General features: G+C 66.5%; 29 protein-coding genes and 1 tRNA gene. 22 read left to right on the forward strand and 8 right to left on the reverse strand.

All coding sequences use genetic code 11. The features are described from left to right. Positions 1-377 precede the first annotated feature (377 nt). From AC5Y39_RS06785 to xerD, 11 genes are all read left to right on the forward strand, one after another. The gene (locus tag AC5Y39_RS06785; RefSeq protein ID WP_500017102.1) at positions 378-1121 is read left to right on the forward strand and encodes a tetratricopeptide repeat protein; all 744 of its coding nucleotides are present in this window, start codon (positions 378-380) and stop codon (positions 1119-1121) included. Continuing rightward, the gene (locus tag AC5Y39_RS06790) at positions 1118-2155 is read left to right on the forward strand and encodes an HAD-IIA family hydrolase (protein ID WP_500017057.1); all 1038 of its coding nucleotides are present in this window, start codon (positions 1118-1120) and stop codon (positions 2153-2155) included. Before AC5Y39_RS06785 ends, AC5Y39_RS06790 begins: the two co-directional genes overlap by 4 nt. Beyond that, complete coding sequence (locus AC5Y39_RS06795) at positions 2152-2328, forward strand: hypothetical protein (protein ID WP_500017055.1); 177 nt, start codon at positions 2152-2154, stop codon at positions 2326-2328. The genes AC5Y39_RS06790 and AC5Y39_RS06795 overlap by 4 nt, the downstream gene beginning before the upstream one ends. A 6-nt stretch (positions 2329-2334) precedes the next feature. Continuing rightward, the gene (locus tag AC5Y39_RS06800; protein WP_500017053.1) at positions 2335-3144 is read left to right on the forward strand and encodes a TlyA family RNA methyltransferase; all 810 of its coding nucleotides are present in this window, start codon (positions 2335-2337) and stop codon (positions 3142-3144) included. Next, positions 3141-4082 (forward strand): NAD kinase, encoded by a 942-nt coding sequence (locus AC5Y39_RS06805; RefSeq protein WP_500017051.1) that lies wholly within the window; start codon positions 3141-3143, stop codon positions 4080-4082. Before AC5Y39_RS06800 ends, AC5Y39_RS06805 begins: the two co-directional genes overlap by 4 nt. Before the next feature lie 64 nt (positions 4083-4146). Further along, positions 4147-5904, forward strand: coding sequence for a DNA repair protein RecN (gene recN, locus AC5Y39_RS06810; protein WP_500017049.1), 1758 nt, complete (start codon positions 4147-4149; stop codon positions 5902-5904). Positions 5905-6059: 155 nt separating this feature from the next. After that, positions 6060-7244 carry a putative cytokinetic ring protein SteA gene (steA, locus tag AC5Y39_RS06815; RefSeq protein WP_500017048.1) on the forward strand — a complete coding sequence of 395 codons (1185 nt, stop codon included), beginning with the start codon at positions 6060-6062 and terminating at the stop codon, positions 7242-7244. A 10-nt stretch (positions 7245-7254) separates the two neighbouring features. Then, on the forward strand, positions 7255-8193 hold the full coding sequence (locus AC5Y39_RS06820) for a copper transporter (protein ID WP_500017046.1): 939 nt from the start codon (positions 7255-7257) through the stop codon (positions 8191-8193). A 139-nt stretch (positions 8194-8332) separates the two neighbouring features. After that, positions 8333-10093: a CTP synthase gene (gene pyrG, locus AC5Y39_RS06825; protein WP_500017044.1), complete on the forward strand. Its 1761-nt coding sequence runs from the start codon at positions 8333-8335 to the stop codon at positions 10091-10093. Between the two features lie 24 nt (positions 10094-10117). After that, a complete protein-coding gene (locus tag AC5Y39_RS06830) occupies positions 10118-10741 on the forward strand; it encodes an NUDIX domain-containing protein (RefSeq protein ID WP_500017042.1) in 624 nt (207 codons plus the stop codon). Next, positions 10738-11685, forward strand: a complete 948-nt coding sequence (gene xerD / locus AC5Y39_RS06835) for a site-specific tyrosine recombinase XerD (RefSeq protein WP_500017040.1) — start codon at positions 10738-10740, stop codon at positions 11683-11685. The genes AC5Y39_RS06830 and xerD overlap by 4 nt, the downstream gene beginning before the upstream one ends. Positions 11686-11689: 4 nt before the next feature. Here the strand turns inward: xerD and AC5Y39_RS06840 are convergent, their stop codons facing one another. After that, positions 11690-12439, reverse strand: coding sequence for an O-methyltransferase (locus AC5Y39_RS06840; RefSeq protein WP_500017038.1), 750 nt, complete (start codon positions 12437-12439; stop codon positions 11690-11692). 127 nt (positions 12440-12566) lie between these two features. Here AC5Y39_RS06840 and AC5Y39_RS06845 point away from each other — a divergent pair, with 127 nt between their 5' ends. The 7 genes from AC5Y39_RS06845 to AC5Y39_RS06875 are packed head-to-tail and all read left to right on the forward strand — an operon-like array spanning position 12567 to position 18547. Next, positions 12567-13430 carry a ParA family protein gene (locus AC5Y39_RS06845; protein ID WP_500017036.1) on the forward strand — a complete coding sequence of 288 codons (864 nt, stop codon included), beginning with the start codon at positions 12567-12569 and terminating at the stop codon, positions 13428-13430. After that, complete coding sequence (locus AC5Y39_RS06850) at positions 13427-14257, forward strand: segregation/condensation protein A (RefSeq protein WP_500017034.1); 831 nt, start codon at positions 13427-13429, stop codon at positions 14255-14257. The genes AC5Y39_RS06845 and AC5Y39_RS06850 overlap by 4 nt, the downstream gene beginning before the upstream one ends. Further along, the gene (scpB, locus tag AC5Y39_RS06855; protein WP_500017032.1) at positions 14250-14936 is read left to right on the forward strand and encodes an SMC-Scp complex subunit ScpB; all 687 of its coding nucleotides are present in this window, start codon (positions 14250-14252) and stop codon (positions 14934-14936) included. Before AC5Y39_RS06850 ends, scpB begins: the two co-directional genes overlap by 8 nt. Next, positions 14926-15681, forward strand: a complete 756-nt coding sequence (locus tag AC5Y39_RS06860; protein ID WP_500048203.1) for a pseudouridine synthase — start codon at positions 14926-14928, stop codon at positions 15679-15681. Before scpB ends, AC5Y39_RS06860 begins: the two co-directional genes overlap by 11 nt. Beyond that, positions 15678-16364: a (d)CMP kinase gene (gene cmk, locus AC5Y39_RS06865; RefSeq protein ID WP_500017028.1), complete on the forward strand. Its 687-nt coding sequence runs from the start codon at positions 15678-15680 to the stop codon at positions 16362-16364. The genes AC5Y39_RS06860 and cmk overlap by 4 nt, the downstream gene beginning before the upstream one ends. Further along, entirely contained in the window at positions 16361-17761 is a 1401-nt protein-coding gene (gene der / locus AC5Y39_RS06870) for a ribosome biogenesis GTPase Der (protein WP_500017027.1), read from the forward strand. Before cmk ends, der begins: the two co-directional genes overlap by 4 nt. Positions 17762-17779: 18 nt before the next feature. Continuing rightward, positions 17780-18547: a sulfite exporter TauE/SafE family protein gene (locus AC5Y39_RS06875; protein ID WP_500017025.1), complete on the forward strand. Its 768-nt coding sequence runs from the start codon at positions 17780-17782 to the stop codon at positions 18545-18547. A gap of 23 nt (positions 18548-18570) precedes the next feature. Here AC5Y39_RS06875 and AC5Y39_RS06880 read toward each other — a convergent pair whose 3' ends face one another. Beyond that, positions 18571-19209, reverse strand: coding sequence for a group I intron-associated PD-(D/E)XK endonuclease (locus AC5Y39_RS06880; protein ID WP_500017023.1), 639 nt, complete (start codon positions 19207-19209; stop codon positions 18571-18573). A gap of 385 nt (positions 19210-19594) precedes the next feature. Between AC5Y39_RS06880 and AC5Y39_RS06885 the strand changes: the two genes are divergently transcribed. The 3 genes from AC5Y39_RS06885 (at position 19595) to AC5Y39_RS06895 (ending at position 20945) form a co-directional block, all read left to right on the forward strand. Beyond that, positions 19595-19954: a hypothetical protein gene (locus AC5Y39_RS06885; protein WP_500017021.1), complete on the forward strand. Its 360-nt coding sequence runs from the start codon at positions 19595-19597 to the stop codon at positions 19952-19954. Between the two features lie 227 nt (positions 19955-20181). Beyond that, positions 20182-20394 carry a ribosome modulation factor gene (locus AC5Y39_RS06890; protein ID WP_500017019.1) on the forward strand — a complete coding sequence of 71 codons (213 nt, stop codon included), beginning with the start codon at positions 20182-20184 and terminating at the stop codon, positions 20392-20394. Then, positions 20391-20945, forward strand: a complete 555-nt coding sequence (locus AC5Y39_RS06895) for a hypothetical protein (protein WP_500017017.1) — start codon at positions 20391-20393, stop codon at positions 20943-20945. Before AC5Y39_RS06890 ends, AC5Y39_RS06895 begins: the two co-directional genes overlap by 4 nt. Before the next feature lie 44 nt (positions 20946-20989). Here the strand turns inward: AC5Y39_RS06895 and AC5Y39_RS06900 are convergent, their stop codons facing one another. The 6 genes from AC5Y39_RS06900 to AC5Y39_RS06925 form a co-directional block, all read right to left on the reverse strand. Beyond that, positions 20990-21466: a tyrosine-type recombinase/integrase gene (locus AC5Y39_RS06900; RefSeq protein ID WP_500017015.1), complete on the reverse strand. Its 477-nt coding sequence runs from the start codon at positions 21464-21466 to the stop codon at positions 20990-20992. Between the two features lie 63 nt (positions 21467-21529). Next, positions 21530-21778 (reverse strand): hypothetical protein, encoded by a 249-nt coding sequence (locus AC5Y39_RS06905; RefSeq protein ID WP_500017013.1) that lies wholly within the window; start codon positions 21776-21778, stop codon positions 21530-21532. Further along, the gene (locus AC5Y39_RS06910; RefSeq protein WP_500017011.1) at positions 21775-22029 is read right to left on the reverse strand and encodes a hypothetical protein; all 255 of its coding nucleotides are present in this window, start codon (positions 22027-22029) and stop codon (positions 21775-21777) included. Before AC5Y39_RS06910 ends, AC5Y39_RS06905 begins: the two co-directional genes overlap by 4 nt. 182 nt (positions 22030-22211) lie before the next feature. Beyond that, positions 22212-22288: transfer RNA gene (locus AC5Y39_RS06915), tRNA-Pro, on the reverse strand. A gap of 180 nt (positions 22289-22468) precedes the next feature. Beyond that, on the reverse strand, positions 22469-22615 hold the full coding sequence (locus AC5Y39_RS06920; protein ID WP_500048195.1) for a hypothetical protein: 147 nt from the start codon (positions 22613-22615) through the stop codon (positions 22469-22471). Between the two features lie 408 nt (positions 22616-23023). Then, positions 23024-23395, reverse strand: a complete 372-nt coding sequence (locus AC5Y39_RS06925; RefSeq protein WP_500017009.1) for a hypothetical protein — start codon at positions 23393-23395, stop codon at positions 23024-23026. A gap of 97 nt (positions 23396-23492) precedes the next feature. Here AC5Y39_RS06925 and AC5Y39_RS06930 point away from each other — a divergent pair, with 97 nt between their 5' ends. Further along, a complete protein-coding gene (locus AC5Y39_RS06930) occupies positions 23493-25469 on the forward strand; it encodes a cadherin-like domain-containing protein (RefSeq protein WP_500017007.1) in 1977 nt (658 codons plus the stop codon). The last annotated feature ends 5 nt before the right edge of the window (positions 25470-25474 follow it).

Here is a 25474-nt window from a genome sequence, read left to right on the forward strand (position 1 = left end):
CATTAAAGAAATGCCCCCCGGACCAAACCGGGGGGCATTTCTCCATTTAGAGACCTATTCATTCAAATATTGCTAGCCGCATTTCGAACTGCTGCCGCACGAGAACGCATTCACGTATCATTCTGCCTGTCCGTTAATTGCCCAGAGCGCCGGTCGACGTATCCCGAACACGGCGACCGCGACCGTACAACGCACTCCCGTCACTGCTCGCGCCGGACCGTATCCTGACACGGGGTTACGTGCGAAAGGTTTCAGTGGTCGACAACAGAGCAGGCGGCGAACGTCGTCACATCCGCGGCAACGGTCCCGACGCCAACGGCAGCGGTGGAGGCGGTCCGCGGGGCACGCACCGGCGGGACAAGCGTTCGCAACCACCGATGCGCTCGGGGCCCAATCGTGCCCGCCGGGCGCAGCCGCAGCCGGACAACGCCGACAGCGCTCCGGAGGCGCGGTCGCCGGCACCACCGCTACCGGCCGACATCGACGCCAGGCAGTTGGCACCCGAAATCCGGCGAGAGTTAACCACTTTGGACCGCGTCAACGCGGACATGGTGGCCAAGCACCTCGTCGCCGCGGGGGAGCTCCTCGACGACGACCCCGAAGCGGCGCTGGCCCACGCCCGCGCCGCGCGGGCGCGTTCGGGACGGATCGCTGCGGTCCGCGAAGCGGTCGGCATCGCGGCCTACCGCTGCGGTGACTGGGCTCAGGCGCTCGCGGAACTGCGTGCGGCCCGACGCCTCGGCAGCAAGTCGGTACTGCTGCCGCTGATCGCCGACTGCGAGCGTGGTGTCGGCCGTCCCGAGCGCGCGATCGAGCTGGCCCGCAGTCCGGAGGCTGCCCAACTCACCGGTGAAGACGCCGACGAGATGCGGATCGTCGCCGCCGGTGCCCGCGCTGATCTGGGCCAGCTCGAGCAGGCGCTCGCCACGCTGTCGTCACCGCCGATCGACCCGGCCCGCCAAGGGCAGACCGCCGCCAGACTCTGCTACGCCTACGCGGACACGCTCCTCGCACTCGGACGCGAGGAAGAGGCGTTGCAGTGGTTCTTGCATGCGGCCGCCGCCGACGTCGACGGTGTCACCGACGCCGAGGATCGCGTTGCGGAGCTCGCTGATACATGACATCCCTTGCGCGTCAACATGACTGCTTGCTTCTCGACCTCGACGGCACCCTGTTTCGGGGCGTGTCACCCACCATCGGCGCCGTCGAAACACTCGCAGCCGTCGACGCGCAGGTCTTGTTCGTCACCAACAACGCTTCGCGGTCAGCGGCCGAAGTCGCCGAACATCTGCGCGACATCGGGTTCACCGCAAAGCCCGACGACGTCGTCACCAGCGCTCAGACAGCCGCACGACTGCTCGCCGCAGAACTGGCCGCCGACGCGGCGGTGCTGATCGTCGGCACCGAGGCGCTCGCCGCAGAAGTCGCTGCAGTCGGTCTGCGGCCGGTCCGGCAGTGGGCCGATGGACCGGTCGCGGTTGTGCAGGGACACTCGCCGCACACCTGCTGGCCCAACCTCGCCGAAGCGGCGCTGGCAATTCGCAGTGGCGCACTGTGGCTCGCGGCGAACGTCGATCTCACGCTTCCGACTGAACGTGGACTGCTGCCAGGCAACGGCGCAATGGTCGCCGCACTTCGCGCTGCCACCGATCTGCAGCCCAGAGTTGCAGGGAAACCTCAGCCGACGCTGTTTCGAGATGCGTTGAGCCGCGGGAATTTTGACAGTCCTCTGGTGGTCGGCGACAGGTTGGACACCGATATCGCAGGCGCCAACGCAGCCCAGTTACCCAGCATGATGGTGCTCACAGGGGTCAGCACGGCCGAGCAGGCAGTGTTTGCCGCAGAGCATGAGCGCCCGACGTACATCGCCAACGATCTTCGCGGACTGACGGATCCAGCAGAGCGGCTTCGTGTCGCCACTCAACCGGCGTGGCACGTCGAACCCGGTTGTGACGACGTCATCGTCACCTCCCGAGCCAACCCCGCCGACGACGACGGACTCTCGGTCATTCGCGCGGTCGCCGATGCGGTGTGGCGGGAAGCCGACTACCCCCGCGCGCGGCCGATCGTCGCCGGAGACCGGCTCGCGCATCAGGCGCTGCGCCGCGCCGTCGCCGCCGGGGTCCTGGCATCGGATAGCGTGAAGGCGTCATGACTGCAGATCCAGACCGAATCCGCGCGGACATCGCTGCGCTGCTGGCCGACCTGCCCGACGTCTCTGCGCAAGGCGCCGATCTGAGCGCTTTGGATATCGAGGGCATCGCGGCACGGCTCGAACAGGCGCACGACGTGCTGGTCCGCGCCTTGGAGTCGGTGGAAAAAGGTTGACCACCGGTGGCCCGGCGGGCACGTGTTGACGTCGAACTGGTGAGACGCGGGCTGGCGCGCTCGCGGCAGCAGGCGGCCGAACTCATCGACGCCGGCCGAGTCACGATCGACGGAATGCCGGCCGCCAAGCCGGCTACCGCGGTCGCCGCCACTGCTCGGCTGGCTGTCGCAGACGACGGCGCCCGAAGTTGGGTTTCACGCGGTGCGCACAAGCTGATCGGCGCCCTCGAGGCGTTCTCGATATCGGTAACGGATCGGCGCTGCCTCGACGCCGGTGCCTCCACGGGCGGGTTCACCGAAGTGCTGCTCGACCGCGGAGCCCGCGAGGTGATTGCCGTCGACGTGGGGTATGGGCAGTTGGCATGGTCGCTGCGGTCGGATCCTCGGGTGCGGGTGCTGGACCGCACGAATGTGCGCGAGCTTTCCCTGCAAGACATCGGCGGCCCCGCGGATCTGGTGGTCGCCGATCTGTCGTTCATCTCGCTGACCACGGTGCTCGCATCGCTCACGTCGTGTGCGACCGCGGAGGCGGATATCGTTCCGATGGTGAAGCCTCAATTCGAGGTGGGGAAGGCCCATGTAAGCCGGGGCGGGGTGGTGAGTGACCCGGTTCTGCGCAGCCGCGCCGTGCTGGACGTCGCGCGACGCGCAGCGGAACTCGGCTGGAAGCCCGTCGACGTGGTCGCAAGCCCGCTGCCTGGACCGTCGGGCAACGTCGAGTACTTCTTGCACCTGCGGTCCCGCACCGACCACGGCCTTACGGGTGACGAGTTGGCGCAGGCGGTGGCGCGCGCGGTCGCGGAGGGTCCGCAGTGACCAGCGAACGCGCGGTGCTGCTGGTGGTCCACACCGGCCGTGACGAAGCCACCGACACCGCCCGCCGTGTCCATAAAGTGTTGGGAGACAACGGAATCAGTCTGCGTGTCCTGTCCGCCGAGGCGGTCGACCGCGGCAAGCTGCACCTGTCACCGGACGACATACGTGCGTTGGGCGTCGACATCGAGGTCGTCGAGCCGACGCACGACGCGGCCGTCGGCTGCGAGCTCGTCCTCGTGCTGGGCGGCGACGGCACATTCCTGCGTGCCGCTGAGCTGGCCCGAAACGCGGCCGTACCTGTGCTCGGCGTGAACCTAGGCCGCATCGGGTTCCTGGCCGAAGCGGAGGCGGAGGCGATCGACCGTGTGCTGCACCACATCATCGACCGGGACTACCGCGTCGAAGATCGCATGACTCTCGATGTTTCGGTGCGTGCCGACGGCGAAGTCGTCGGCCAGGGGTGGGCGATCAACGAGGCCAGCCTGGAGAAAGGCACGCACCTCGGTGTGCTGGGCGTGGTCCTCGAAGTCGACGGACGGCCGGTTTCGTCGTTCGGCTGTGACGGTGTGCTGGTCTCCACGCCGACCGGCTCCACGGCGTACGCGTTCTCGGCGGGCGGCCCGATCCTGTGGCCGGACCTCGAGGCCATTCTCGTGGTGCCGAACAACGCCCACGCATTGTTCGCCCGTCCCATGGTCACCAGCCCGGCGGCCTGCATCGCGATCGAAGTGGAAGACGACGGCAATGACGCTGTCGTGGTGTGCGACGGCCGGCGTCAAATGCTGGTGCCCGCCGGCGCACGACTGGAAGTGACCAGGTGCGCTACGCCGGTGCGTTGGGTGCGCCTCGACAGTGCGCCGTTCACCGACCGGCTGGTGCGGAAGTTCCGGTTGCCGGTGACCGGGTGGCGCGGCCCGACGACGACAGCGGGGCACTGATGAGCGCTTGCGCGAAGAAGAGAAGGCACTGATGAGCGCTTGCGCGAAGAAGAGAAGGCACTGAGTGCTCTCCGAAATCCGGATCGAATCGCTGGGCGCGATCGGCTCGGCGGTGGCCGAGTTCGACCGCGGTTTGACGGTGCTCACCGGGGAGACCGGCGCCGGCAAGACGATGGTCGTGACCGGCCTGCATCTGCTCGGTGGCGCTCGCGCCGACGCTACCCGCGTCCGCTCCGGAGCCAAACGTGCTGTGGTCGAAGGCCGTTTCACCACAAGTGATCTCGACGAAACCGCGGCGACTGACATCGTCGGGATACTCGAGTCCTGCGGCGCCGAGCGTGACGACGACGGCAGCGTCATCGCCAGTCGGTCGGTCACCAGCGACGGCCGGTCCCGCGCCTATCTGGGCGGCCGCAGCGTGCCGGCGAAGTCGCTGAGCGCATTCACCACCGAATTGCTGACGTTGCACGGCCAAAACGACCAGCTGCGGCTGATGCGGCCCGACGAGCAACGCGCCGCCCTCGACCGGTACGCCGGAGTCGCGCCCAAGCTCGACCGCTACCGCAAGCTGCGCAACGACTGGCTGCAAGCGCGCCGCGATCTCGCCGAGCGGACCCAGCATGCGCGCGAACTGGTGCAGGAGGCCGATCGGCTCAAGTTCGCGATCGACGAGATCAGCTCGATCGACCCGCTGCCCGGGGAAGACGAGGCGATCGTCGCCGACATCCGCCGTCTCTCCGAACTCGATGCGCTGCGAGAAGCCGCGCAGACCGCGCGCGCCGCATTGGCGGGCACTCGCGACGACATCGGTGACACCGACGGTTCGGCGACCGACCTCATCGGTCGAGCCATGTCAGCGTTGGAAACCGGCGACAGCGCGTTGGCAGCACTGTCCACTCAGCTAGGGGAGGCGCTGACACTGGTCACCGACGTGGCCAGTGAATTGGCGGCGTATCTCGACGAATTACCAACGGACGCAAGTGCTTTGGAGACCAAGCTGGCACGCCAGGCCCAGCTTCGCACGTTGACCAGGAAGTACGCGGCAGACATCGACGGCGTGCTGACCTGGGCAGGGCAGGCGCGAGAGCGGCTGGCGCAGATCGACGTTTCGGAGGAGGCGCTGACGGCGCTGTCCCGTACCGTTCATGACCTTGCGGACCAGGTGGCCGCCGCGGCCGCCGACCTGACGAAGGCGCGGACCAAGGCCGCGAAGGGTCTGGCGAAGGCCGTCACCGCGGAGCTGTCGGGACTTGCGATGGGCGCCGCGGAGTTCACAGTTGCGGTGCAGCCGTTGCCGGCGCGTCCCGACGATTCCGCGCCGCTGATCGTGCCGCCGGGGACCACGGTGCACGCGGGATCGTCGGGCACCGACCTCGTCGAGTTCGGCTTCGCCGCGCACAAGGGCGGCGCAGTGCTGCCGGTCCACAAGAGCGCGTCGGGAGGTGAGCTGTCCCGGCTGATGCTCGCCCTCGAGGTTGTGCTCGCGGCATCGGCTGAAGGCACGACGATGGTGTTCGACGAGGTCGACGCCGGCGTAGGCGGGCGGGCGGCCGTTCAGATCGGGCGACGGCTGGCACGGCTGGCGCGCACGCATCAGGTGATCGTCGTGACGCACCTGCCGCAGGTCGCGGCGTATGCGGACGTGCATCTGGTGGTCGACGCGGGGGGCCGCAACGGCACCAGCGTGGTACGTCGGCTTGACGACGACGGACGCGTGGCCGAGCTGGCCCGCATGCTGGCGGGTCTGGGCGAGTCCGACACCGCCCGAGCGCACGCCCGCGAGCTGCTGGAGACGGCCGCCGCTGAGCGCGCGTCCCTCTAGCCGTGAGCGTGCGCTGCCGTACGCAAACACGCGGCGTGTCGCGTACGGACACGCTCGCTCGCGGGGCAACCGGGGTGTGACGGAAGTTAACTTGTGTGGCTGTTGTTACGGCGCGCCTCCCGAGCCTCGGCCGCATTGGTGGCCAGAATCGCCGCATGAAGATGTCTTCGCTGCTGTCCCGAAACACGTCATCGCGCCCCGGAATCGTCGGCACCGCTGTGGTGGACAAAGACATCGACCGGCTGCTGCGGCGCGTCGGGCCCGGAGACATCGTCGTGCTCGACGCCCGGGACTTGGACCGCGTGACCGCCGACGCGCTGGTGGACTCCGGGGTCGCAGCGGTGGTCAACGCGTCGCCGTCGATCACCGGCCGCTATCCCAATCTGGGCCCCGAGGTGCTGGTGGCCAACGGCGTGACGCTCATCGACGACACCGGCCCGGACGTCTTCAAGAAGGTCAAGGACGGTGCCCGGGTGCGCGTGCACAACGGCGCGGTCTACTCCGGCGACCGCCGACTGGTCGTCGGCTCGCAACGCAGCGACGAAGAAATCGCCGACTTGATGCACGAAGCCAAGAGCGGGCTCGTCGCACACTTGGAGGCGTTCGCCGGCAACACAATTGAGTTCATCCGCAGCGAAAGCCCGTTGCTCATCGACGGAATCGGTATCCCGGACATCGACGTGGATCTCAACCGTCGCCACGTCGTGGTCGTCGGCGAAGAAGACTCTGCCGCAGACGATTTGAAGAGTCTCAAGCCGTTCATCAAGGAGTACCAGCCGGTGCTCGTGGGTGTCGGAGCCGGTGCGGATGTGTTGCGCAAGGCGGGTTATCGACCGCAGCTGATCGTCGGCGACCCGGAGAAGATGACCGTCGACGTGTTGCGCTGCGGTGCGCAGGTGGTGCTGCCGGCCGATGCCGACGGCCATGCGCCCGGCCTGAACCGAATCCAGGATTTGGGAGTCGGCGCCATGACGTTCCCGGCGGCCGGCTCGGCGATGGATCTGGCGCTGCTGCTGACCGACCACCACGGCGCGGCGCTGATCGTCACCGCCGGCCACAGCGCGACCATCGAGGAGTTCTTCGATCGCAGTCGCGCGCAAAGTAATCCGTCGACGTTCCTCACCCGGCTGAAGGTCGGGCAGAAGCTGGTCGACGCCAAGGCCGTCGCCACCCTCTACCGCAACCGGATCTCCGGCGGCGCGATTGCAATGCTGGTGTTGGCGATGCTCATCGCGATCATTGTGGCGTTGTGGGTGTCGCGCAGCGAGCATGCGGTGCTGGATTGGGTTCTCGTGTATTGGAACCGGTTCTCGTTGTGGGTCCAGGGACTGGTCGCCTAGGACGCTGCCCGTGATTTCGCTTCGCCAGCATGCGATTTCGCTAGCCGCCGTGTTCCTCGCACTGGCCGTCGGCGTGGTGTTGGGATCCGGGCTGTTGTCGGACACGCTGGTGTCGGGGCTGCGCGACGACAAAAAGCAGCTGCAGGACAAGATCAGCGAACTGGAACAACACAACAATACGCTCAACGAAAAGCTAAATAACGCAAGCGAATTCGATGCCGCGATGGCCGGGCGGATGGTCAACGGTGCGTTGGGCGGCAAGTCGGTGGTGATCTTTCGCACTCCGGACGCATCCGACGACACCGTCACCTCGTTGACCAGACTCGTGGGTGACGCTGGCGGCACGCTGAGCGGGACTGTCACGCTCACCCAGCAATTCGTCGACGGCAACGCCGCGGACAAACTGCTCTCGGTGGTGAACTCGTCGATATTGCCGGCGGGGTCACAATTGAACACCGCATCGGTGGACCAGGGTGCCCAAGCCGGAGACCTGCTGGGCATTGTGCTTCAGCTCAACAAGAACCCAGCCACTCCGCCCGTCGACGACACGCAGCGCGAAACCGTCCTGGCGGCCTTGCGCCAGACCGGCTTCATCACCTACCAGGGCAAAGTCGGTGCCGCCAACACCGCGATCGTGGTGACCGGCGGCGCGCTCAAAGAGGACGCCGGCAACAGCGGCCCCACCGTCGCACGGTTCGCCGCGGCGCTGGCGCCCCACGGCGCAGGGACCGTTCTGGCAGGTGCTGACGGTTCGGCCTCGGGCACGGCCGCGGTCGCCGTGGTGCGCGCCGATTCGGGCATGGCGGGAGTCGTCACCACCGTCGACAACGTCGACATGGAATCGGGTCGTATCACGACCATTTTGGCCTTGCATGACCTGCTCAGCGGAGCCCGCGCCACGCAATACGGCAGCGGCGAAGGGGCCCAGGCACTCACCGTGCCGCAGTAGACGCTTCCGCGGGCCGGGCGTGTTAGCGCCGCGTTGTCGGCGGCGGTGTTAAGGTGAAATTCCGTGGGTCGACAGGCCCCAGCTAGGTGAAAAAGCCTGGAAAAGACAAAGCCCTGCGCCGTCGTCACGGGAGTCGCTCTTGCCAGCGTTACGCAAGCACCCGCAAACCGCCACCAAGCATCTGTTCGTCAGCGGCGGGGTGGCGTCGTCGCTCGGCAAGGGCTTGACCGCTTCGAGTCTGGGTCAGCTCCTCACCGCGCGCGGGTTGCAGGTGACGATGCAAAAGCTCGACCCGTATCTCAACGTCGATCCGGGCACCATGAACCCGTTTCAGCACGGGGAGGTGTTTGTCACCGAGGACGGCGCCGAAACCGACCTCGACGTCGGCCACTACGAGCGCTTCCTGGACCGCAATCTGTCGGCGCAAGCGAATGTGACCACCGGCCAAGTGTATTCGTCGGTCATCGCCAAAGAGCGCCGCGGTGAATATCTCGGTGACACCGTACAGGTCATTCCGCACATCACCGACGAGATCAAGAGCCGCATCCTCGCGATGGCCGAGCCGGATGCCGACGGCAACCGGCCCGACGTGGTGATCACCGAGATCGGCGGAACCGTCGGCGACATTGAATCGCAGCCCTTCCTCGAGGCGGCCCGGCAGGTCCGCCACGACGTCGGGCGGGAAAACGTGTTCTTCCTGCATGTGTCCCTGGTGCCATACCTGGCGCCGTCAGGCGAGCTGAAAACCAAGCCCACCCAGCATTCGGTGGCCGCGTTGCGCAGCATCGGTATTCAGCCGGACGCATTGATCCTGCGCTGTGACCGCGACGTCCCCGAGCCGCTCAAGAACAAGATCGCGCTGATGTGCGACGTGGACATCGACGGCGTCATCTCCACACCCGACGCGCCTTCGATCTATGACATCCCCAAGGTGCTGCACCGCGAAGAACTCGACGCGTTCGTGGTCCGCCGGCTGAACCTGCCGTTCCGCGACGTCGACTGGACCGAATGGGACGACTTGCTGCGGCGGGTCCATGAACCGCGTGAGACCGTGCGGATTGCCTTGGTAGGCAAGTACGTTGACCTGTCCGACGCCTATCTGTCGGTCGCTGAGGCACTGCGGGCGGGCGGATTCAAGCATCGCGCGCGGGTCGAAATCCGTTGGGTTGCTTCCGATGACTGCCAGACCGCAAGCGGGGCGGCGGCTGCGCTTGGCGACGTGCACGGGGTGCTGATCCCGGGTGGCTTCGGAATCCGCGGCATCGAGGGCAAGATCGGCGCGATCCGTTACGCGCGCACCCATGGTTTACCGGTGCTGGGGTTGTGCTTGGGCTTGCAGTGCATCGTGATCGAGGCAGCGCGCTCCGTCGGGCTGACCCAGGCCAATTCGGCCGAGTTCGATCCGGAAACCCCCGACCCGGTGATCTCCACCATGGCCGACCAGAAGCATGTGGTCGCCGGGCAAGCGGACATGGGCGGCACGATGCGGCTGGGCGCATACCCCGCGGTGCTGGAGCCGGGATCCATTGTGGCAGAGGCTTATGAGGCCACGGAGGTGTCGGAGCGGCACCGGCACCGCTACGAGGTGAACAACGCGTATCGTGATCGCATCGCAGCCAGCGGTCTGCGGTTCTCCGGGACATCGCCCGACGGCCGGCTGGTCGAGTTCGTCGAGTATCCCCGTGACGTGCACCCGTTCATCGTCGGCACCCAAGCGCACCCGGAGTTGAAGAGCCGGCCCACCCGACCGCACCCGCTGTTCGTCTCGTTCGTCGGCGCGGCGCTGGAATACAAAGCGGCAGAACGGCTTCCGGTGGAGATTCCGGAAGCGCCGCCGAACGGTAGCGAACACCCGACAGGAGTAACGGGGCTGCTGCACCAGCCAGTGGCGCGTCCATGACGGCTTGCGCGAAGAGCACGCGGCATGGCTGAGCACGTCTTCGAGACCGTCTCATCGGAAACCGTCTACCAGGGCAGCATTTTGGCCCTGCGCGTCGATCAGGTCAGCATGCCCGGCGGTGCCACCGCGAAGCGCGAGGTGGTCGAGCACTACGGTGCGGTGGCGATCGCCGCGGTGGACGAACGTCAGCAAGTCGCAATGGTCTACCAGTATCGGCACCCGCTGGGGCGCCGGCTGTGGGAACTGCCCGCGGGTCTGCTGGACACCGCGGATGAAGAACCACTCGCGACCGCCAAACGCGAACTGCAGGAAGAAGCCGGGCTCGCCGCCGACCAGTGGCGGGTGCTGCTGGACACCGCGTCCTCGCCCGGGTTCTCCGACGAATCGGTACGCACGTATCTGGCCACTGGTCTGTCCCATGTGGGGCGGCCGAAGGCAGAGGACGAGGAGGCGGACCTGAGCGTGCACTGGTTTGCGCTCGAGACCGCGGCCAACATGGTGCTCGCCGGTGAGATCGTCAACGCATCAGCGGCGGCGGGGGTATTGGCCGCGTACGCGGTCGTGGTCGACGGCAAGCCGAGCCGGCCCGTCGACGCCCGGTGGCCCGACCGGCCCACCGCGTTCGCCCGCCGGCTGGGTCGCGAATGACCGCGGTCGCGCCCGCGCTCACTGGCCAGCTGCAGGATTACCTCGACCACCTGACCATCGAGCGCGGCGTCGCGGCCAACACTTTGAGCTCCTATCGGCGGGATCTGCGCCGCTACCTGGACCACTTGGTGCTTCGCGGCGTGCATGACCTTGCTGACGTCACCGAGAACGACGTCAGCGAATTCTTGGTGGCGCTGCGTCGAGGTGACCCGGACACCGGCGTCCCCGCGTTGTCGGCGGTGTCGGCCGCGCGGGCGTTGATCGCAGTGCGCGGATGGCACCGGTTTGCCGCCGCGGAGGGGCTGACCGACATCGACGTCGCGAAGTCGGTCAAGCCGCCGACACCGACTCGGCGATTGCCGAAGAGCCTCACAGTCGACGAGGTGTTGGCGCTGCTGACCGGCGCCGGGGGCGACAGCCCGTCCGACGGCCCGCTGGCCCTGCGCAACCGTGCGCTGCTGGAACTGCTGTATTCGACGGGGGCGCGGATTTCCGAGGCAGTGGGTCTCGATGTCGACGACGTCGACACCCACGCCCGCTCGGTGCTGCTGCGGGGCAAGGGCGGCAAGCATCGGCTCGTGCCGGTCGGCCGCCCGGCGATCGAAGCGCTCGACACCTATTTCGTGCGGGGCCGGCCGGATCTGGCACGGCGCGGACGCGGCACCCCGGCAATTTTTCTCAATGCGCGCGGCGGCCGGCTCTCGCGGCAGAGCGCATGGCAGGTGCTGCAGGACGCGGCCGAGCGCGCCGGGATCAGCTCCGGGGTATCGCCGCACACGCTGCGCCACTCTTTCGCCACCCATTTGCTCGACGGCGGCGCCGACGTACGTGTCGTGCAGGAGCTCCTTGGGCATGCGTCGGTGACCACCACGCAGATCTACACGCTGGTGACGGTCAACGCGCTGCGTGAGGTCTGGGCGGGCGCACACCCGCGGGCACACTAGCCCGCTAGCCGACGTATTCGGATTCCAGCACGAGGTCCGGCACCAGCCTCTGGTATTCGGCGTGCGTCTTGTGCTCGACCGTGGCGAACCGTTTGCCCTGTTGCTCGGCCATGTACTTGCGGTATTTGGGCGCCCCGGGGACCAATACGTTGTCGGCCACCACGATTGACCCGGGATGCAACCAGCCGCGGGCGAGGATGCTGTGCAAGTCGTCGAGATATGCGCTCTTTTCGTGATCGATGAACAGGAAATCCAGGCTTCCCGCGTCAAACCCGTCTGCCGCGAGCGCATCGAGAGTGCGGCCGCCGTCGCCGATCATGCCGACGACGCACGTGATGCGGTCGGCGACGCCCGCATGGGCCCAGACTCGCCGCGCGATCGCAGCGTTCGCCGCCGATGCCTCGACCGAATAAACCTTCGCCTGCGGCGCCGCCCGGGCTATCCGCAGCGAGCCGTATCCGACGTAGGTGCCGAGCTCCAGGCAGAGACGCGGCTGGGCCCGTGTCACAGCCGCGTCGAGGAGCAGTCCCTTCTCGTCGCCGATGTTGATCAGGAACGACTGCTCGTAGGCGAACCTGTCGATGGTGTTCAGGACGTCGTCGATGTCGCCTCTTGTGGCATGGCTTTCGACGTAGTCGACGACGGCCGATTCGCGTCCGTCGCCCCACTGCCCGGTCCGCGAGAAATGGCGGGCACCGAGTCCCATGCGGATCACCGACCACCGCAACATTCCCAGCCGTCGCTTCACACTCATGCTTCACAGCCTATGGAGCGTGCTGTCGCAACGGGGGCCTACGTAGACCGCGGGTCTGCCCGTTTCGGGGTCGCCACGTCGCTAAACTTGCCCGGATGTCCGCCACCCCAACAGTGAACGGCCCGGCGTGACCGACGAGCCGGAAGGCTCCGGCGTCGGCCTCACCGGCCGTCCGCCGCGGGCCATCCCCGAGCCCCAGCCCAAGACCGCTCACGGTCCGGCGAAGGTCATCGCGATGTGCAACCAGAAGGGCGGCGTCGGCAAGACCACGTCGACCATCAACCTCGGTGCAGCGCTGGCCGAGTACGGCCGGCGGGTGCTGCTGGTCGACCTCGACCCGCAGGGGGCGCTGTCCGCCGGACTGGGCGTGCCGCACTACGAGCTGGACGCGACGATTCACAACGTGCTGATCGAGTCGCGGGTATCGATCGACGACGTGATGGTGCACACCAAGGTCAAGCATCTGGATCTGGTGCCCAGCAACATCGACCTGTCGGCCGCCGAGATCCAGCTCGTCAACGAAGTCGGCCGCGAGCAGACGCTGGGCCGCGCCCTGTACCCGGTGCTCGACCGCTACGACTATGTGCTCATCGACTGTCAGCCGTCGCTGGGACTGCTGACCGTAAATGCGCTGGCATGCGCCGACGGTGTGGTGATTCCCACCGAATGCGAATACTTCTCGCTGCGCGGGCTGGCGTTGTTGACCGACACCGTGGACAAGGTGCACGACCGGTTGAATCCGAAGCTGCACATCACCGGAATCCTGATCACACGGTTCGACACCCGCACCATCAACGCCCGCGAAGTCATGGCGCGGGTGGTCGAGCGGTTCGGCGACCTGGTGTTCGACACCGTGATCACTCGCACGGTTCGATTCCCGGAGACCAGCGTGGCCGGTGAGCCGATAACCACGTGGGCGCCGAAATCTGCTGGAGCAGAGGCATATCGGTCGCTGGCCCGAGAGGTGATCGACCGGTTCGGCGGCGCGTGACGTCGACGGAGTCCGCGCCGGCATTTCACGTTCGGCTCAGCAATTTCGAGGGGCCGTTCGACCTTCTCTTGCAACTGATCTTCGCGCACCGCCTCGACGTCACCGAGGTAGCGCTGCATCAAGTCACCGACGAGTTCATCGCCTACACGAAAGCCATTGGCGCGCAACTCGAATTGGAGGAGACGACCGCGTTTCTGGTGGTGGCTGCGACACTGCTGGACCTGAAGGCAGCTCGATTGTTGCCGGCCGGCGAGGTGGAAGACACCGAGGATCTCGCTCTGCTGGAAGTGCGCGACCTGCTGTTCGCGCGGCTGCTGCAGTATCGGGCGTTCAAGCACGTCGCCGAGATGTTCGCCGAGCTGGAGGCCGCAGCGCTGCGCAGCTACCCGCGATCGGTGTCGCTGGAGGATCGCTTCGCCGACCTCCTGCCCGAAGTGATGTTGGGCGTCGACGCGACCGCGTTCGCCCAGATCGCCGCGACCGCGTTGACGCCGCGGCCGGTCCCTACGGTGGCCACCGAGCACCTGCACCAGACAATCGTGTCGATTCCCGAGCAGGCCGGGCGCGTGCTCGACGAGCTGGCACGTCGCGGGGTGGGGCAGTGGACGGCGTTCTCGGAGCTGGTGGCCGGCTGCGGCGACACGATCGAGATCGTGGGGCGGTTCCTGGCGCTGCTCGAGCTGTACCGGCTGCGAGCGGTAGCATTCGACCAGTCAGAACCACTTGGTGTGCTGCAGGTTTCATGGACCGGAGACCGGCCGACCGACGACGACTTGGTGAAAGCCACTGCGGACGACGCGAGGAGCGAAACGGCCTCTGATGAGTGAACAGGTCCCAGACCTCGATCTGGGGATCGAGCTGCAGCCTCAGAGCGAGCTCGACGACGTCGAGCTGACGGCAGTGCTGGAGGCACTGCTGTTGGTGGTCGACACTCCGGTGCCGGTGGAGACGTTGGCGACGGTGACACAGCAGACCACAGATCGGGTGGCGGCCGCGTTGAAGCGGATGGCCGCCGAGCTGGCCGACCGCGGCAGCGGGATCGACCTGCGGGAAGCCGGCGGCGGGTGGCGGATGTACACGCGGGCGCGGTTCGCGCCGTACGTGGAGAAGCTGCTGCTCGACGGAGCCCGCTCGAAGCTGACCCGCGCCGCTTTGGAGACGCTGGCGGTGGTGGCATACCGCCAGCCGGTCACCCGCGCACGGGTGAGCGCGGTGCGTGGCGTGAACGTCGACGCGGTGATGCGCACGCTACTGGCCCGGGGGCTGATCACCGAGGCCGGCACGGATCCCGACACCGGCGCGGTGACGTTTGCGACCACGGAATTGTTCCTCGAGCGGCTCGGCCTTTCGTCGCTAGCGGACCTACCCGACATCGCACCGCTGCTGCCGGACATCGACGTCATCGACGACATCACCGAAACCCTCGACAGCGAGCCGCGATTCGCGCGTCTGAATCGGGTTTCCGCTGACGATCCGGTGCCGGAGATCAACGTGGATCAGGACTGACGTGTCGTCTTCTGAAGGTGTCCGGCTGCAGAAAGTGTTGTCACAGGCCGGTATTGCGTCTAGGCGGGTCGCGGAGCGGATGATCCTCGACGGGCGTGTCGAGATCGACGGACACGTGGTCACCGAGTTGGGCACCAGGGTGGACCCGAGCGTGTCGGTGGTTCGCGTGGACGGCGCACGCGTGATGCTGGACGACACGTTGGTGCACCTGGCCTTGAACAAGCCGCGCGGAATGCATTCGACGATGTCCGACGAGCGTGGGCGCCCGTGTATCGGCGACTTGATCGAGCACCGGGTTCGGGGCAACAAGAAGCTTTTTCACGTCGGGCGCCTGGACGCAGACACCGAAGGCCTGATCCTGTTGACCAACGACGGCGAATTGGCGCACCGGCTGATGCACCCGTCGTATGAAGTGCCGAAAACCTATGTGGCCACGGTGAACGGGACGGTGCCTCGCGGCCTCGGCAAGACACTGCGCGACGGTGTGGAACTGGAGGACGGTCCGGTGGCTGTCGACGACTTCGCTGTGATGGATTCGGTCCCAGGCAAGACGATGGTGCGGGTGACGCTGCACGAGGGCCGCAAACGGATTGTCCGCCGCTTGCTGGCGGCGGTGGGCTATCCGGTGCAGTCGCTTGTGCGCACCGACATCGGCGCGGTGTCGCTGGGCAATCAGCGGCCGGGGAGTTTGCGACCACTCCGACGGGACGAGATCGGGCTACTGTACAAGGCGGTGGGGTTGTGAGCAGGTCGCTCGCAATCGCGATCGACGGTCCCGCTGGTACCGGAAAGTCTTCCGTATCAAAGGGTTTGGCCCGTGCGCTCGGCGCTCGGTATCTCGATACGGGCGCGATGTACCGAATCATGACACTGCACATGCTCCGCTCCGGCGTCGACGTGACCGACCCCGAAGCCGTCGGCGCTGCAGCGGCCGACGTGCCCCTGTCGGTGGGGTATGACCCGGACGACGAGCGGTGTTTCCTTGCGGGCGAAGATGTTTCGCTGATGATCCGCACGGACGAGGTGACGCGTGCGGTGTCGGCAGTTTCGGCGGTGCCCGCCGTGCGGCAACAGTTGGTGCGACTGCAGCGCGAGCTTGCGACTGGAGAGGGCAGCGTGGTGGTGGAGGGCCGTGACATCGGCACAGTGGTGCTGCCCGACGCCGACGTCAAGTTCTTCCTGACGGCATCGCCAGAGACGCGGGCGCGTCGGCGCAACGATCAGAACATCGCCAACGGGCTGGGGGATGACTATGACAGCGTGCTCGCAGACGTGCGGCGCCGCGACCATCTGGATTCGACGCGGGCGGTGTCGCCGCTGCGACCGGCCGACGACGCGATCGTCGTCGACACCAGCAACATGACCGAGGCCGAGGTGGTTGCTCATCTGGTCGACGTCGTCGAGCAACGGGCGCGGGCACGGCGATGAGCGACGGCACCTGGGTCGACGAAAGTGATTGGAACATCGGCGAAGCCGTTGCCGACGAGGCCTCGGTGCATTCGGTTTCGCCGCCGGTCGTGGCGGTGGTCGGCCGCCCGAATGTCGGGAAGTCGACGCTGGTCAACAGGATCCTGGGTCGTCGCGAGGCGGTGGTCCAGGACGTGCCGGGCGTGACCCGCGATCGGGTGTCCTATGACGCGCTGTGGACCGGTCGCCGGTTCGTCGTTCAAGACACCGGCGGCTGGGAGCCGGACGCAAAAGGTTTGCAGCAGTTGGTCGCCGAACAGGCATCGGTGGCCATGCGGACCGCGGATGCCATCATTTTCGTGGTCGACGCCGTCGTCGGCGCCACCGCGGGCGACGAAGCAGCCGCCAGAACGCTGCGACGATCCGGGAAGCCAGTCTTTCTGGCGGCCAACAAAGTCGACACCGAACGCGGCGAGGCTGACACCGCCCAGCTGTGGTCACTTGGGCTCGGGCAGCCGTATCCAATCAGCGCGATGCACGGGCGAGGTGTGGCGGATCTGCTCGACGACGTGGTGGGCGCGCTGCCTGAAGTTTCGGAAACCGTCGCGGCAGTGGGTGGTCCGCGCCGAGTGGCGCTGGTGGGCAAGCCGAATGTGGGAAAGAGTTCGCTGCTGAACAAGCTGTCGGGGGACCAGCGCTCGGTGGTGCATGAGGTGGCCGGCACCACCGTCGACCCGGTGGATTCGCTGATCGAGCTCGGTGGGAAGGTGTGGCGGTTCGTCGACACGGCGGGCTTGCGACGCAAGGTGGGTCAGGCCAGGGGTCACGAGTTCTATGCGTCGGTGCGCACCCACGGCGCGATCGACGCTGCCGAGGTGGTGATCGTGCTGATCGACGCGTCACAGCCGCTGACCGAACAGGACCAACGTGTGCTGTCGATGGTGATCGAGGCTGGGCGTGCGTTGGTGCTGGCATTCAACAAGTGGGATCTGGTGGATGAAGACCGCCGCGAGCTGTTGGAGCGGGAGATCGATCGCGAACTCGTGCAGGTGCAGTGGGCTCCGCGGGTGAACATCTCGGCCAGGACGGGCCGCGCGGTGCAAAGGCTCGTGCCCGCTCTGGAGACCGCGCTGGCGTCCTGGGATGCGCGCATTTCGACCGGACGGCTGAATACGTGGCTCAAGGAGGTGGTGGCGGCGACGCCGCCGCCTGTGCGCGGCGGTAAACAGCCGAAGATTCTGTTCGCTACCCAGGCGGCGGCTCGGCCACCGACGTTCGTGTTGTTCACCACCGGTTTCCTCGAAGCCGGATACCGGCGTTTCCTGGAGCGGCGGTTGCGTGAGACGTTCGGCTTCGAGGGCAGCCCGATCCGGATCAACGTGCGGGTGCGCGAGAAACGCAAGGCGCGGTCGCGGTAAGCGGTGTCCGTTTTTCACATGAGCTTGATCGCGCTCGCCGCAGTTGCGGCGGGCGCGATCAATGCGATCGTGGGGTCGGGCACGTTGGTCACATTCCCCACGCTCGTCACGCTCGGGATTCCGCCGGTGACGTCGACGATGTCCAACGCCGTCGGACTGGTCGCCGGCAGCGTGTCGGGGACCTGGGGCTACCGACGCGAACTGCGCGGTCAGTGGCCACGGCTCAGGTGGCAGCTGCTCGCGTCGCTGACGGGGGCCGCACTGGGGTCGTGGCTGTTGCTGCATCTGCCTGCGAAGGTGTTCGAGCAGGTGGTGCCGGTGCTGTTGGTGGCCGCACTTGTGCTCGTTGTGGTGGGGCCGCGAATACAAACCTGGGCACGCCGGCGAGCGGAGGAGGCTGGCCGGGCGCCGGACCATCTGCCGGCGGGACGCCTCGCAGCGTTGGTGACTCTCACGTTCGCCGTCGGCGTGTACGGCGGCTATTTCACCGCCGCGCAGGGGATCCTGCTGATGGGCGTGATGGGGGCGCTGCTGCCCGAGGACCTGCAGCGGATGAATGCCGCCAAGAACCTGCTGGCGTTGGTTGTGAATGTTGTTGCCGCCCTTGCGTATACGGTGGTCGCGTTCGACCGGATCAACTGGCTGGCGGCAGCGCTGATCGCGGTCGGCTCACTGGTGGGCGGTTTCGTCGGCGCGCACTTCGGGCGCCGGCTGCCGCCGAATGCGCTGCGGGCGGCGATCGTCGTCGTGGGCCTGATCGGGCTGTACCGGCTGGTGACCCTGTGACGGGATTGAACAACAACGCCGGTTCATTGACCTTCGACCTTGAGCGGCGCCGACGGCGCGACGTCCCGACGAAGCCGAAAGTCTTTGTAGGCGGAGAGGTGGATCGCGGTCAGACCTGCCACCGCCGCCACGGGGATGAGGTAGTAGTCAAAGTTACCGTCAATGACGAAGAAGTGGTCGATCTCATCCGGGTCGTAAGTCTTACGCTCTTTGCCGGTATTGGAGATCCATACCGTCCACGACGCCCCTTGCTTCACATTGGTCGTCTTCACCTGGATGCGTTGGGCTGTAGTTCCCGCCCATACGACCAAGTCGTAGCGGCACGGTTCTAGCGGCCAGGAAACGCAATGACCGCAAAGTTCGAACCACGCCGCCGCCAAAAGTGAACCAGCCCGGGCCAGATTGCTTCGCTGCGGCAACATCATCCCGACTGCGGGTTGTGCCTTGCGCCGCAGGTCAAGGTGAGCGGTGTCAAGGCCGAGCCGTACGGCGTGGCCACGTAATGTAGTCGTACTCGAGCCACCAGCCAGCCCGAGCGTTTCGGCGACCTGGCTCCAACTCGCTGCGGAGGGTATCGCCGCGGCGAGCTGCTGATCCGTCCAGCGCCGTTGTCCTGTGAAGTGGGCGTAGTCAAGTCCCAGCCGGTCAGCATGCAGGCGCACGGAGCGCATGGCGGCGGCTGAGGTAGCAGAAAGACCGAGTGCTCGGAGGACACCGCGCCACGAGCGGGAAGCTCGAACCGCCTCTATCAGCTGATCGTCGGAGTAGTGCCGCCTCATCGCCCGCCAATTAATCTGTTGCGCTCCATTATGCGCCATCTCGCCTCGGCGGCGATTCATCAATTCGGTCGAGCGGCTTGTCGGGCTGACAGGATTTGAATCAGTTTCATCATTCGGTGGTGACTGCGCGTTCTTACCAGCGTTTTCAGTGCTTCTAGCTGCTGAAATAGGCGACTCGCCGCGCCGACAGTGTCTAACCCTGTCGGGCGTTCCGGTACATTGATGTTGCACGAATATTGCACGGAGAGCACGCAGGGGGCATGGCGCAATGGCGCGCAATCGACGCAGCTTCGGCCGCATCCGACAGCTACCGTCCGGACGCTTCCAGGCGTCCTACATCGGCCCCGATGGCAAGCTCCACAAAGCCCGCAAGACGTTTATGCATGAGACGGACGCCGAACGCTGGATAGGCGACGAGCGCCGCAAGATTGACCTCGGCACCTGGGGCGCCGTCGAACGGTCAGACGGCATCACGCTACGCGCCTACGCCAACCGCTGGGTTGAACAGCGCCCGCTGCGGCCACGGACCCGCCAGCACTACAAGTCGATGTTGGAACGGCTGATCCTGCCCGACCTCGGAGACGCGAAGTTCGCCTCTAGCCGCTCGACGAACACTGCCCACGTATAGACCAGTTCTCGGGAGTCGTTCAGGTACCTGAAGTCCGTAGCCCACACTTCAGCGTTCTCGACGACACCATTGAACGCTTGCGCACTCGCGTAGTGGTAGACGATCCCCACGCCTTCAAGTTAAACGCTCGCGCCGCTCCGACTGACCGCGTTCACGGCCCGCTCGGCTCGACGGACGCCCGGCGTGGGATCCGCCGCGCCGGCACCACACGGCTGCATGATGGCCGGGTGACGAAACGCGCGGAATACACGCTCGCGCAATACGCAGGCTCGGTCGCCGAACTTGGCGACCGTAACCCGTATGCCAGCCGGTCGCTGGTGCTAGCGAAACTGTGGATGCGCGGCTACATGCGAATGCTGAGGGTCCGCGTCGACACTGGACCGGCAAGGCAGCGTTACCTCGTGGCGCAGGGACGAACCGGCGTTAGATTCACCGCGTGACGGTGAGCGACTGGATGGCCGTCGCGGCACTTGTGCTGTCGACGTCGGCCTTCGCGGCGACAAACCTGCTGGCGTGGCTACGGTGGCCGCGAACCACGGTGGACATCACCGGGCGAAAACACGTTGTGATCACGCCGGGGTCCGACGTCGGCGGCGAGTTCGACGAGATGGTCGTCGTCGTGGTGAACCGCGGCGCCGAGGCGGTTACTATCCGGAATATCGGCCTAGCCATCGTCATGATGCCCGATGGTTCGAAGCTGGACACTCCAAACGTCATGTGGGACTACGAGTCGCGGCGCTCGGTGACAAAGTCGTCAATGCCGATGGGGCCGGATATGCCTGTGCGCGTCGAGGCGCACGATGTCCAGATGTGGAAGTTCTCTAACGACACGTTGGGGATGATCCCCGGTGGCGCCGAAGTGATTGCATATGCGGACCGTTACAAGGCTTTTCGGGTGTGGCCGCAGTGCGGCAGAGAAATCGTCACGAGAAGCGTCAGTCAGCGGACCGCCAAGCGTTTCGTCGACCACATTCGCGTTCTGCCGCAGTAGATCGGTGCGGTCAGCGAGCGGCCATCGCCGCGGTCCGAACTTCGTCATCGTCGAGCGGTGTACCGCTCCGTCGTCGCGATCGACGAATGTCCGAGCAGCGTTTGCACCGCCCGCAGGTTGCGGGATCCGCGGTAGGCGCGCGTCGCGAACCGGTGGCGCAGTGTGTGCGCGGTCCAGTGGTCGGGCAGCGCGCCGGCCATCAGCTTGCCCACCCACCGCGGCGATAGGTGACCGTCCTCGTCGCCGGGAAACAGGTAACCGTCGACGCTGGCGATCGCCGCGGCCAGATCGTCACCGATCGGTAGGACACGCAGCTTGCCGCCCTTGCCGTGGACCAGCAGCGTCGCGCCGGCCGGCCCGCGGGTCACGTCGCGTCGATGCACGCGCGCTATCTCGGCGCGCCGTAGACCCGCTTTGGCCGCAAGCCTGAGCATCAGTCGGACGCGCGGATCCGCGCCGGCGATCGCTGCGGACCACACGGCGTCGGGCGCCGGCCGCGGCGCGGGTGCCGCCGCGCGCATCACCGGAAGGTCGGCGCCGGCGTCGGTCGGAGGGTGGCCGGCGCGGTGCGCCCACTCGAAGAACTACGCGGCGGTATTGCGGTTGCCCCGGCGGGTTTCGATGCTCCACGACTGCCGGCCGAACCACGCCAGGATGCCTGCCGACGTGACCGCCGACGGTTCGCACTGCATCCCGCGCGCCATCCGTGACAGGTGGCAGCGGCGTGTAGCGATTGTTTCCGGTGACCGGCCCGCGCCCGCCTCGGCGGCAAGGTACGCGTCGATCAGGCCGGCCCACGCCGGCGGGACCGGCTGGCGCGCGGGCCCGGTCATAGCTGGACGACCAGCGTCGCGGCGACGTCGAACGCCTGCGCGACGCCAGGGCGGTCTTCGCACGGCCACCGACCGGCGCGCACCGCCGCTGCGCGGGTTCGCATAGAGCGGGCTGGATCGCTCCGCAGGCAGACGTCGAAGCTCAGCGCGGCGACCAGTAGCTCGCCGTCGTCGACCGGCAAGCCAGTGAACACGCCAGCAGCGTCAAGCCCTGCGCTGAGGTCCGCGAGGATTGCATCAGTATCTGTCATGCGCTGAAGCTAACCCTGGTGCCCTCGAATTGCCAAGGGCTGCAGGGCATTTCGTACATATGTCGCGAGGGGCGAAGGTTTCGGAATCGTGCATATGTCTAAGTCGGCGCAATTGCCGCGAACCGTTGGGGGCGACCACAGTCGCACGAATATTGCACGGGCCTGTGTTTCCGCAGGTCATATGGTCGGGCTGACAGGATTTGAACCTGCGACCCCTACACCCCCAGTGTAGTGCGCTACCAAACTGCGCCACAGCCCGTATTCTCCGCCGGAACGAGTCGGCGGACTCGAGGAACCTTACCTCAGGATTGAGGCGGAGTCGGAAATGCACGTTGGGGTGACGCTGCATGTGGCGGCGCAGAGCGTATCGCTCTGGAAGTCGTACTGAAGAAGCCCAGGCACCGCAGCGTCGAGCATCAGAACCTCATGCCCATAGCCTTCAGTCGATGCATTCGTGAGCCGAGGGCTGCACTTTCTTCATCTCTTCACGATGACCTGTCATGAAGTCCGCACTTGCAGTCGCCCGATGACCGCAGCCAGCAAAGAAAAGGGGCTGGGCCTCGATGGTCAACAACAGTTTCTTCACGTCGAAACGACATCTCCTTTCGCGTGGCTCAACCACAGTCCATTTCCGCCGCATCCCGCACTAGCCACGTGAGCGAACTTTTCCACATCGCTGAGCAACGCCGGAATCGGCGCTCCAGACGGCCAAGGAATGGGGTATTTCGTCCCTTCACTCTGACGACGCGGCATGTCAGAGTGGAGCGAAGCCATGTCGGCTAACCACATCAGCCATCGCGGAGGAGCCGGTCATGGACTCGACAGCAAATCCGTATCAAGAGTCGCCGGCGGAGCGGTTCGACTCCGCGTCGACCTTGCGGACTCCGGCCCACCCGCAACGTCGCGACGACGGCAGGGCGCTTCGACCAGCCACGGCGCGCTCTCACGTGCGTCCCGCTGAGTCGGCACACCGCCCGCCACTGCAGTACGCCCGCTACATCGCCCGTGTGGGCTTGCTGGCCGCTGCTCTCGGAATCGGCGCGGCCATCGCGTGCCCACCGGGCACCGCTTGGGCCAAGCCCACCGACACCGACTCTTCCACCTCGGGTTCCGACAAGACCTCGTCCAATGGCCAACCCGACTCGTCAAGCCAACGCGGTACAGCCACGCCGCCGTCGACATCGGTCACCACCGGCGGCCCGTCGGTGTCGGGCAGCGACTCGGGGCAATCAAAGACCTCGGACTCCGTCTCGGGTTCCAACAGCACCGGCCCGTCCGTGGTGGTGCGCAGCTCCGGCGGATTGCGCACCCCTGCTCCCGGCCGCGTGCCGAGCCTCAGCGACATCGCCGACCGACTGTCTGCCATCGGCCGCCCTCGTGCCCCAACCCCCGACGAATCGGCCGGCCGAGCCTCCGAGCCCGCGGACTCCAGTAGGTCTGCCAGCTGGGACCAGAAGCCGGCAGTGACGACGCGGCCGCACCGCGACAACAACTCCGAGCCGACGGGTCCGGCCCGCACGCTGGCGACCGCGGAAAACGACAAGCCGACCTCCCTCTCCGTCGATACCGCCCGCGTCGCCGCGTCGAAAGACGCAGTCGCCAACGCGAGCACCCTTGCGTCCGCCGACCGCCACATCACCTTCGCTGCGACGGCGCCGGTGCGCTCTTGGGTCGACGACGCTGCCACGGCCCTGCGTCAGCCCAGCGAAGCCATAGTCAGTAAGCCGCTGACCGTGACCGCGGTGCCGCCTGAGAACCCGATCGCCAAGGTGGTGTCGAACCTGCTCGCCGCGATCGGCATCACCTCAACCGGCGTCGGCACCGGCGACGTTCCGGTCGCCCCTGCGCCCGTTGTTCTGGGCGCGCTGCAGCTGATTCGCCGCGAGATCGAACAGATGTCACTCACCCAAGCTTCGATTGCGGCGCCGAGCACTGTGGCGCCGCGCAGTCTTATCGCCGCCGCCGCGGAAACGGCGAACCCACAACCCGGCGATGTGGCCTCAACTCCATTCGGAAGCCTCGGTAAATGGATGCTGAAATCCGATGGGCAGGTGTCGAATTGGGGCGGGCAGGTCCCTGCAGAGCCGATCAACGTCGTCATCGTCGACCCGACGTCGACCAGCGAAGCGGAATCCGCCGCGAAACTGAACCGGGCCATGAAAGTGGCCGGCTTCCCGGCCCAGGGCCTGCACAGCACCGGCTATCAGGCCATCATCGACGGCACCACCTACAGTCAACAGCCCACCGGCTTCTTGCAGGCCTTCGCCGACGGGAGCGATCACGGCCGGATGTTCGGGCCCGCGCTCGTGGAAGGCCAAGGTTATGTGTGGACCGGCGCGTTCAGCACCGAAGGGTCCGTGCACCAATACGTCTCCTTCGACACGGCGCGCGATGACCTGGCACAGCAGCTCGTCGACAGCGGCGTCGCCGAGCGGCTCGACGACGTTGATCTGGCCAACGGTGGCACCGGCGATCACAACGGTCAGGCCGTCGTCCTCCGGCTGAAACCGGGGATGCCTGATACGAAGCCCACAATCACCAACGTCAGCCAGAGCAAGCCGAGTACGACGACCGGCAAGGTCACGGGCAAGGTGACGGCGTCCGACCCCGAGGGGGACAAGCTCACCTACTCCGCCACACCCTCGGACAAGGGCACTGTCACGGTGACGCCGACGGGTTCGTACACGTACACGCCGACCGCGGCCGCCCGCCACGCCGCCGCCGCGACCACCGCGACGGAAGCCGACAAGAAAGACACCTTCACCATCACAGCCGACGACGGCTTCGGTGGCGTCGCAACCCACGATTTCACCGTCGACGTCGTACCGAAGAACGCCGCGCCCTCGGCCAAGGCAGCGGTGAAAAAGCCAGACCCCGTCGGCGGGACGGTCACCGGCTCCGTCGCGGTCACCGACGCCGACAACGACGCGGTCACTTACAGCAAGACAGATCCCGCCTTCGGGTCGGTGACGCTGAATCCGGACGGGACATTCACCTACACCCCGACGGACGAAGCACGCCAAAGGGCCCGCGAAACGTGGAACACGGACACCGACAAGTTCACCGTCACCGTTGACGATGGGCACGGCGGAGTAAAGACAGTGAGCGTGACAGCCACCATTGCACCGTCGGATCAGGCGCCCATCGCAGGGACAGCCGTCAAAGGTGACCCCGCGGCGAACGGGGCCATCAAGGGCTCGTTGCCCGCCTCCGATCCGGACCACGACCCCTACTCATTCTCGGTGTCGAAGAAGCCCACGTACGGCGCCGTGTCCTTGTCGTCGAGCAAGGGCACGTTCACGTACACCCCCACCTCCGCCGCGCGCCGCGCCGCAGCCTCGGGCGGGCCCACGACCGACACCTTCGATATCACGGTCACCGACAAGTACGGTGCCACCACAACGCAATCGGTCGAAGTGGACATCCTTCCTCAGTCCTGAGGTCG

This window comes from Mycobacterium sp. NGS39 (assembly GCF_059812765.1).

What these genes read in the sequence shown, in the direction of transcription:
- AC5Y39_RS06785 (WP_500017102.1), top strand. Translation starts at nt 378, where the DNA reads ATGCGCTCGGGGCCCAATCGTGCCCGCCGGGCGCAGCCGCAGCCGGAC.
- scpB (WP_500017032.1), top strand. Translation starts at nt 14,250, where the DNA reads ATGAGTGAACAGGTCCCAGACCTCGATCTGGGGATCGAGCTGCAGCCT.
- AC5Y39_RS06910 (WP_500017011.1), bottom strand. Translation starts at nt 22,029, where the DNA reads ATGACAGATACTGATGCAATCCTCGCGGACCTCAGCGCAGGGCTTGAC.
- AC5Y39_RS06925 (WP_500017009.1), bottom strand. Translation starts at nt 23,395, where the DNA reads ATGGCAGACAGTCGGTCGGCGATGTCGCTGAGGCTCGGCACGCGGCCG.
- AC5Y39_RS06795 (WP_500017055.1), top strand. Translation starts at nt 2,152, where the DNA reads ATGACTGCAGATCCAGACCGAATCCGCGCGGACATCGCTGCGCTGCTG.
- AC5Y39_RS06900 (WP_500017015.1), bottom strand. Translation starts at nt 21,466, where the DNA reads ATGCGCGCGGCGGCACCCGCGCCGCGGCCGGCGCCCGACGCCGTGTGG.
- steA (WP_500017048.1), top strand. Translation starts at nt 6,060, where the DNA reads ATGAAGATGTCTTCGCTGCTGTCCCGAAACACGTCATCGCGCCCCGGA.
- AC5Y39_RS06840 (WP_500017038.1), bottom strand. Translation starts at nt 12,439, where the DNA reads ATGAGTGTGAAGCGACGGCTGGGAATGTTGCGGTGGTCGGTGATCCGC.
- der (WP_500017027.1), top strand. Translation starts at nt 16,361, where the DNA reads ATGAGCGACGGCACCTGGGTCGACGAAAGTGATTGGAACATCGGCGAA.
- AC5Y39_RS06830 (WP_500017042.1), top strand. Translation starts at nt 10,118, where the DNA reads ATGGCTGAGCACGTCTTCGAGACCGTCTCATCGGAAACCGTCTACCAG.
- AC5Y39_RS06875 (WP_500017025.1), top strand. Translation starts at nt 17,780, where the DNA reads ATGAGCTTGATCGCGCTCGCCGCAGTTGCGGCGGGCGCGATCAATGCG.
- AC5Y39_RS06905 (WP_500017013.1), bottom strand. Translation starts at nt 21,778, where the DNA reads ATGACCGGGCCCGCGCGCCAGCCGGTCCCGCCGGCGTGGGCCGGCCTG.
- AC5Y39_RS06885 (WP_500017021.1), top strand. Translation starts at nt 19,595, where the DNA reads ATGGCGCGCAATCGACGCAGCTTCGGCCGCATCCGACAGCTACCGTCC.
- xerD (WP_500017040.1), top strand. Translation starts at nt 10,738, where the DNA reads ATGACCGCGGTCGCGCCCGCGCTCACTGGCCAGCTGCAGGATTACCTC.
- AC5Y39_RS06790 (WP_500017057.1), top strand. Translation starts at nt 1,118, where the DNA reads ATGACATCCCTTGCGCGTCAACATGACTGCTTGCTTCTCGACCTCGAC.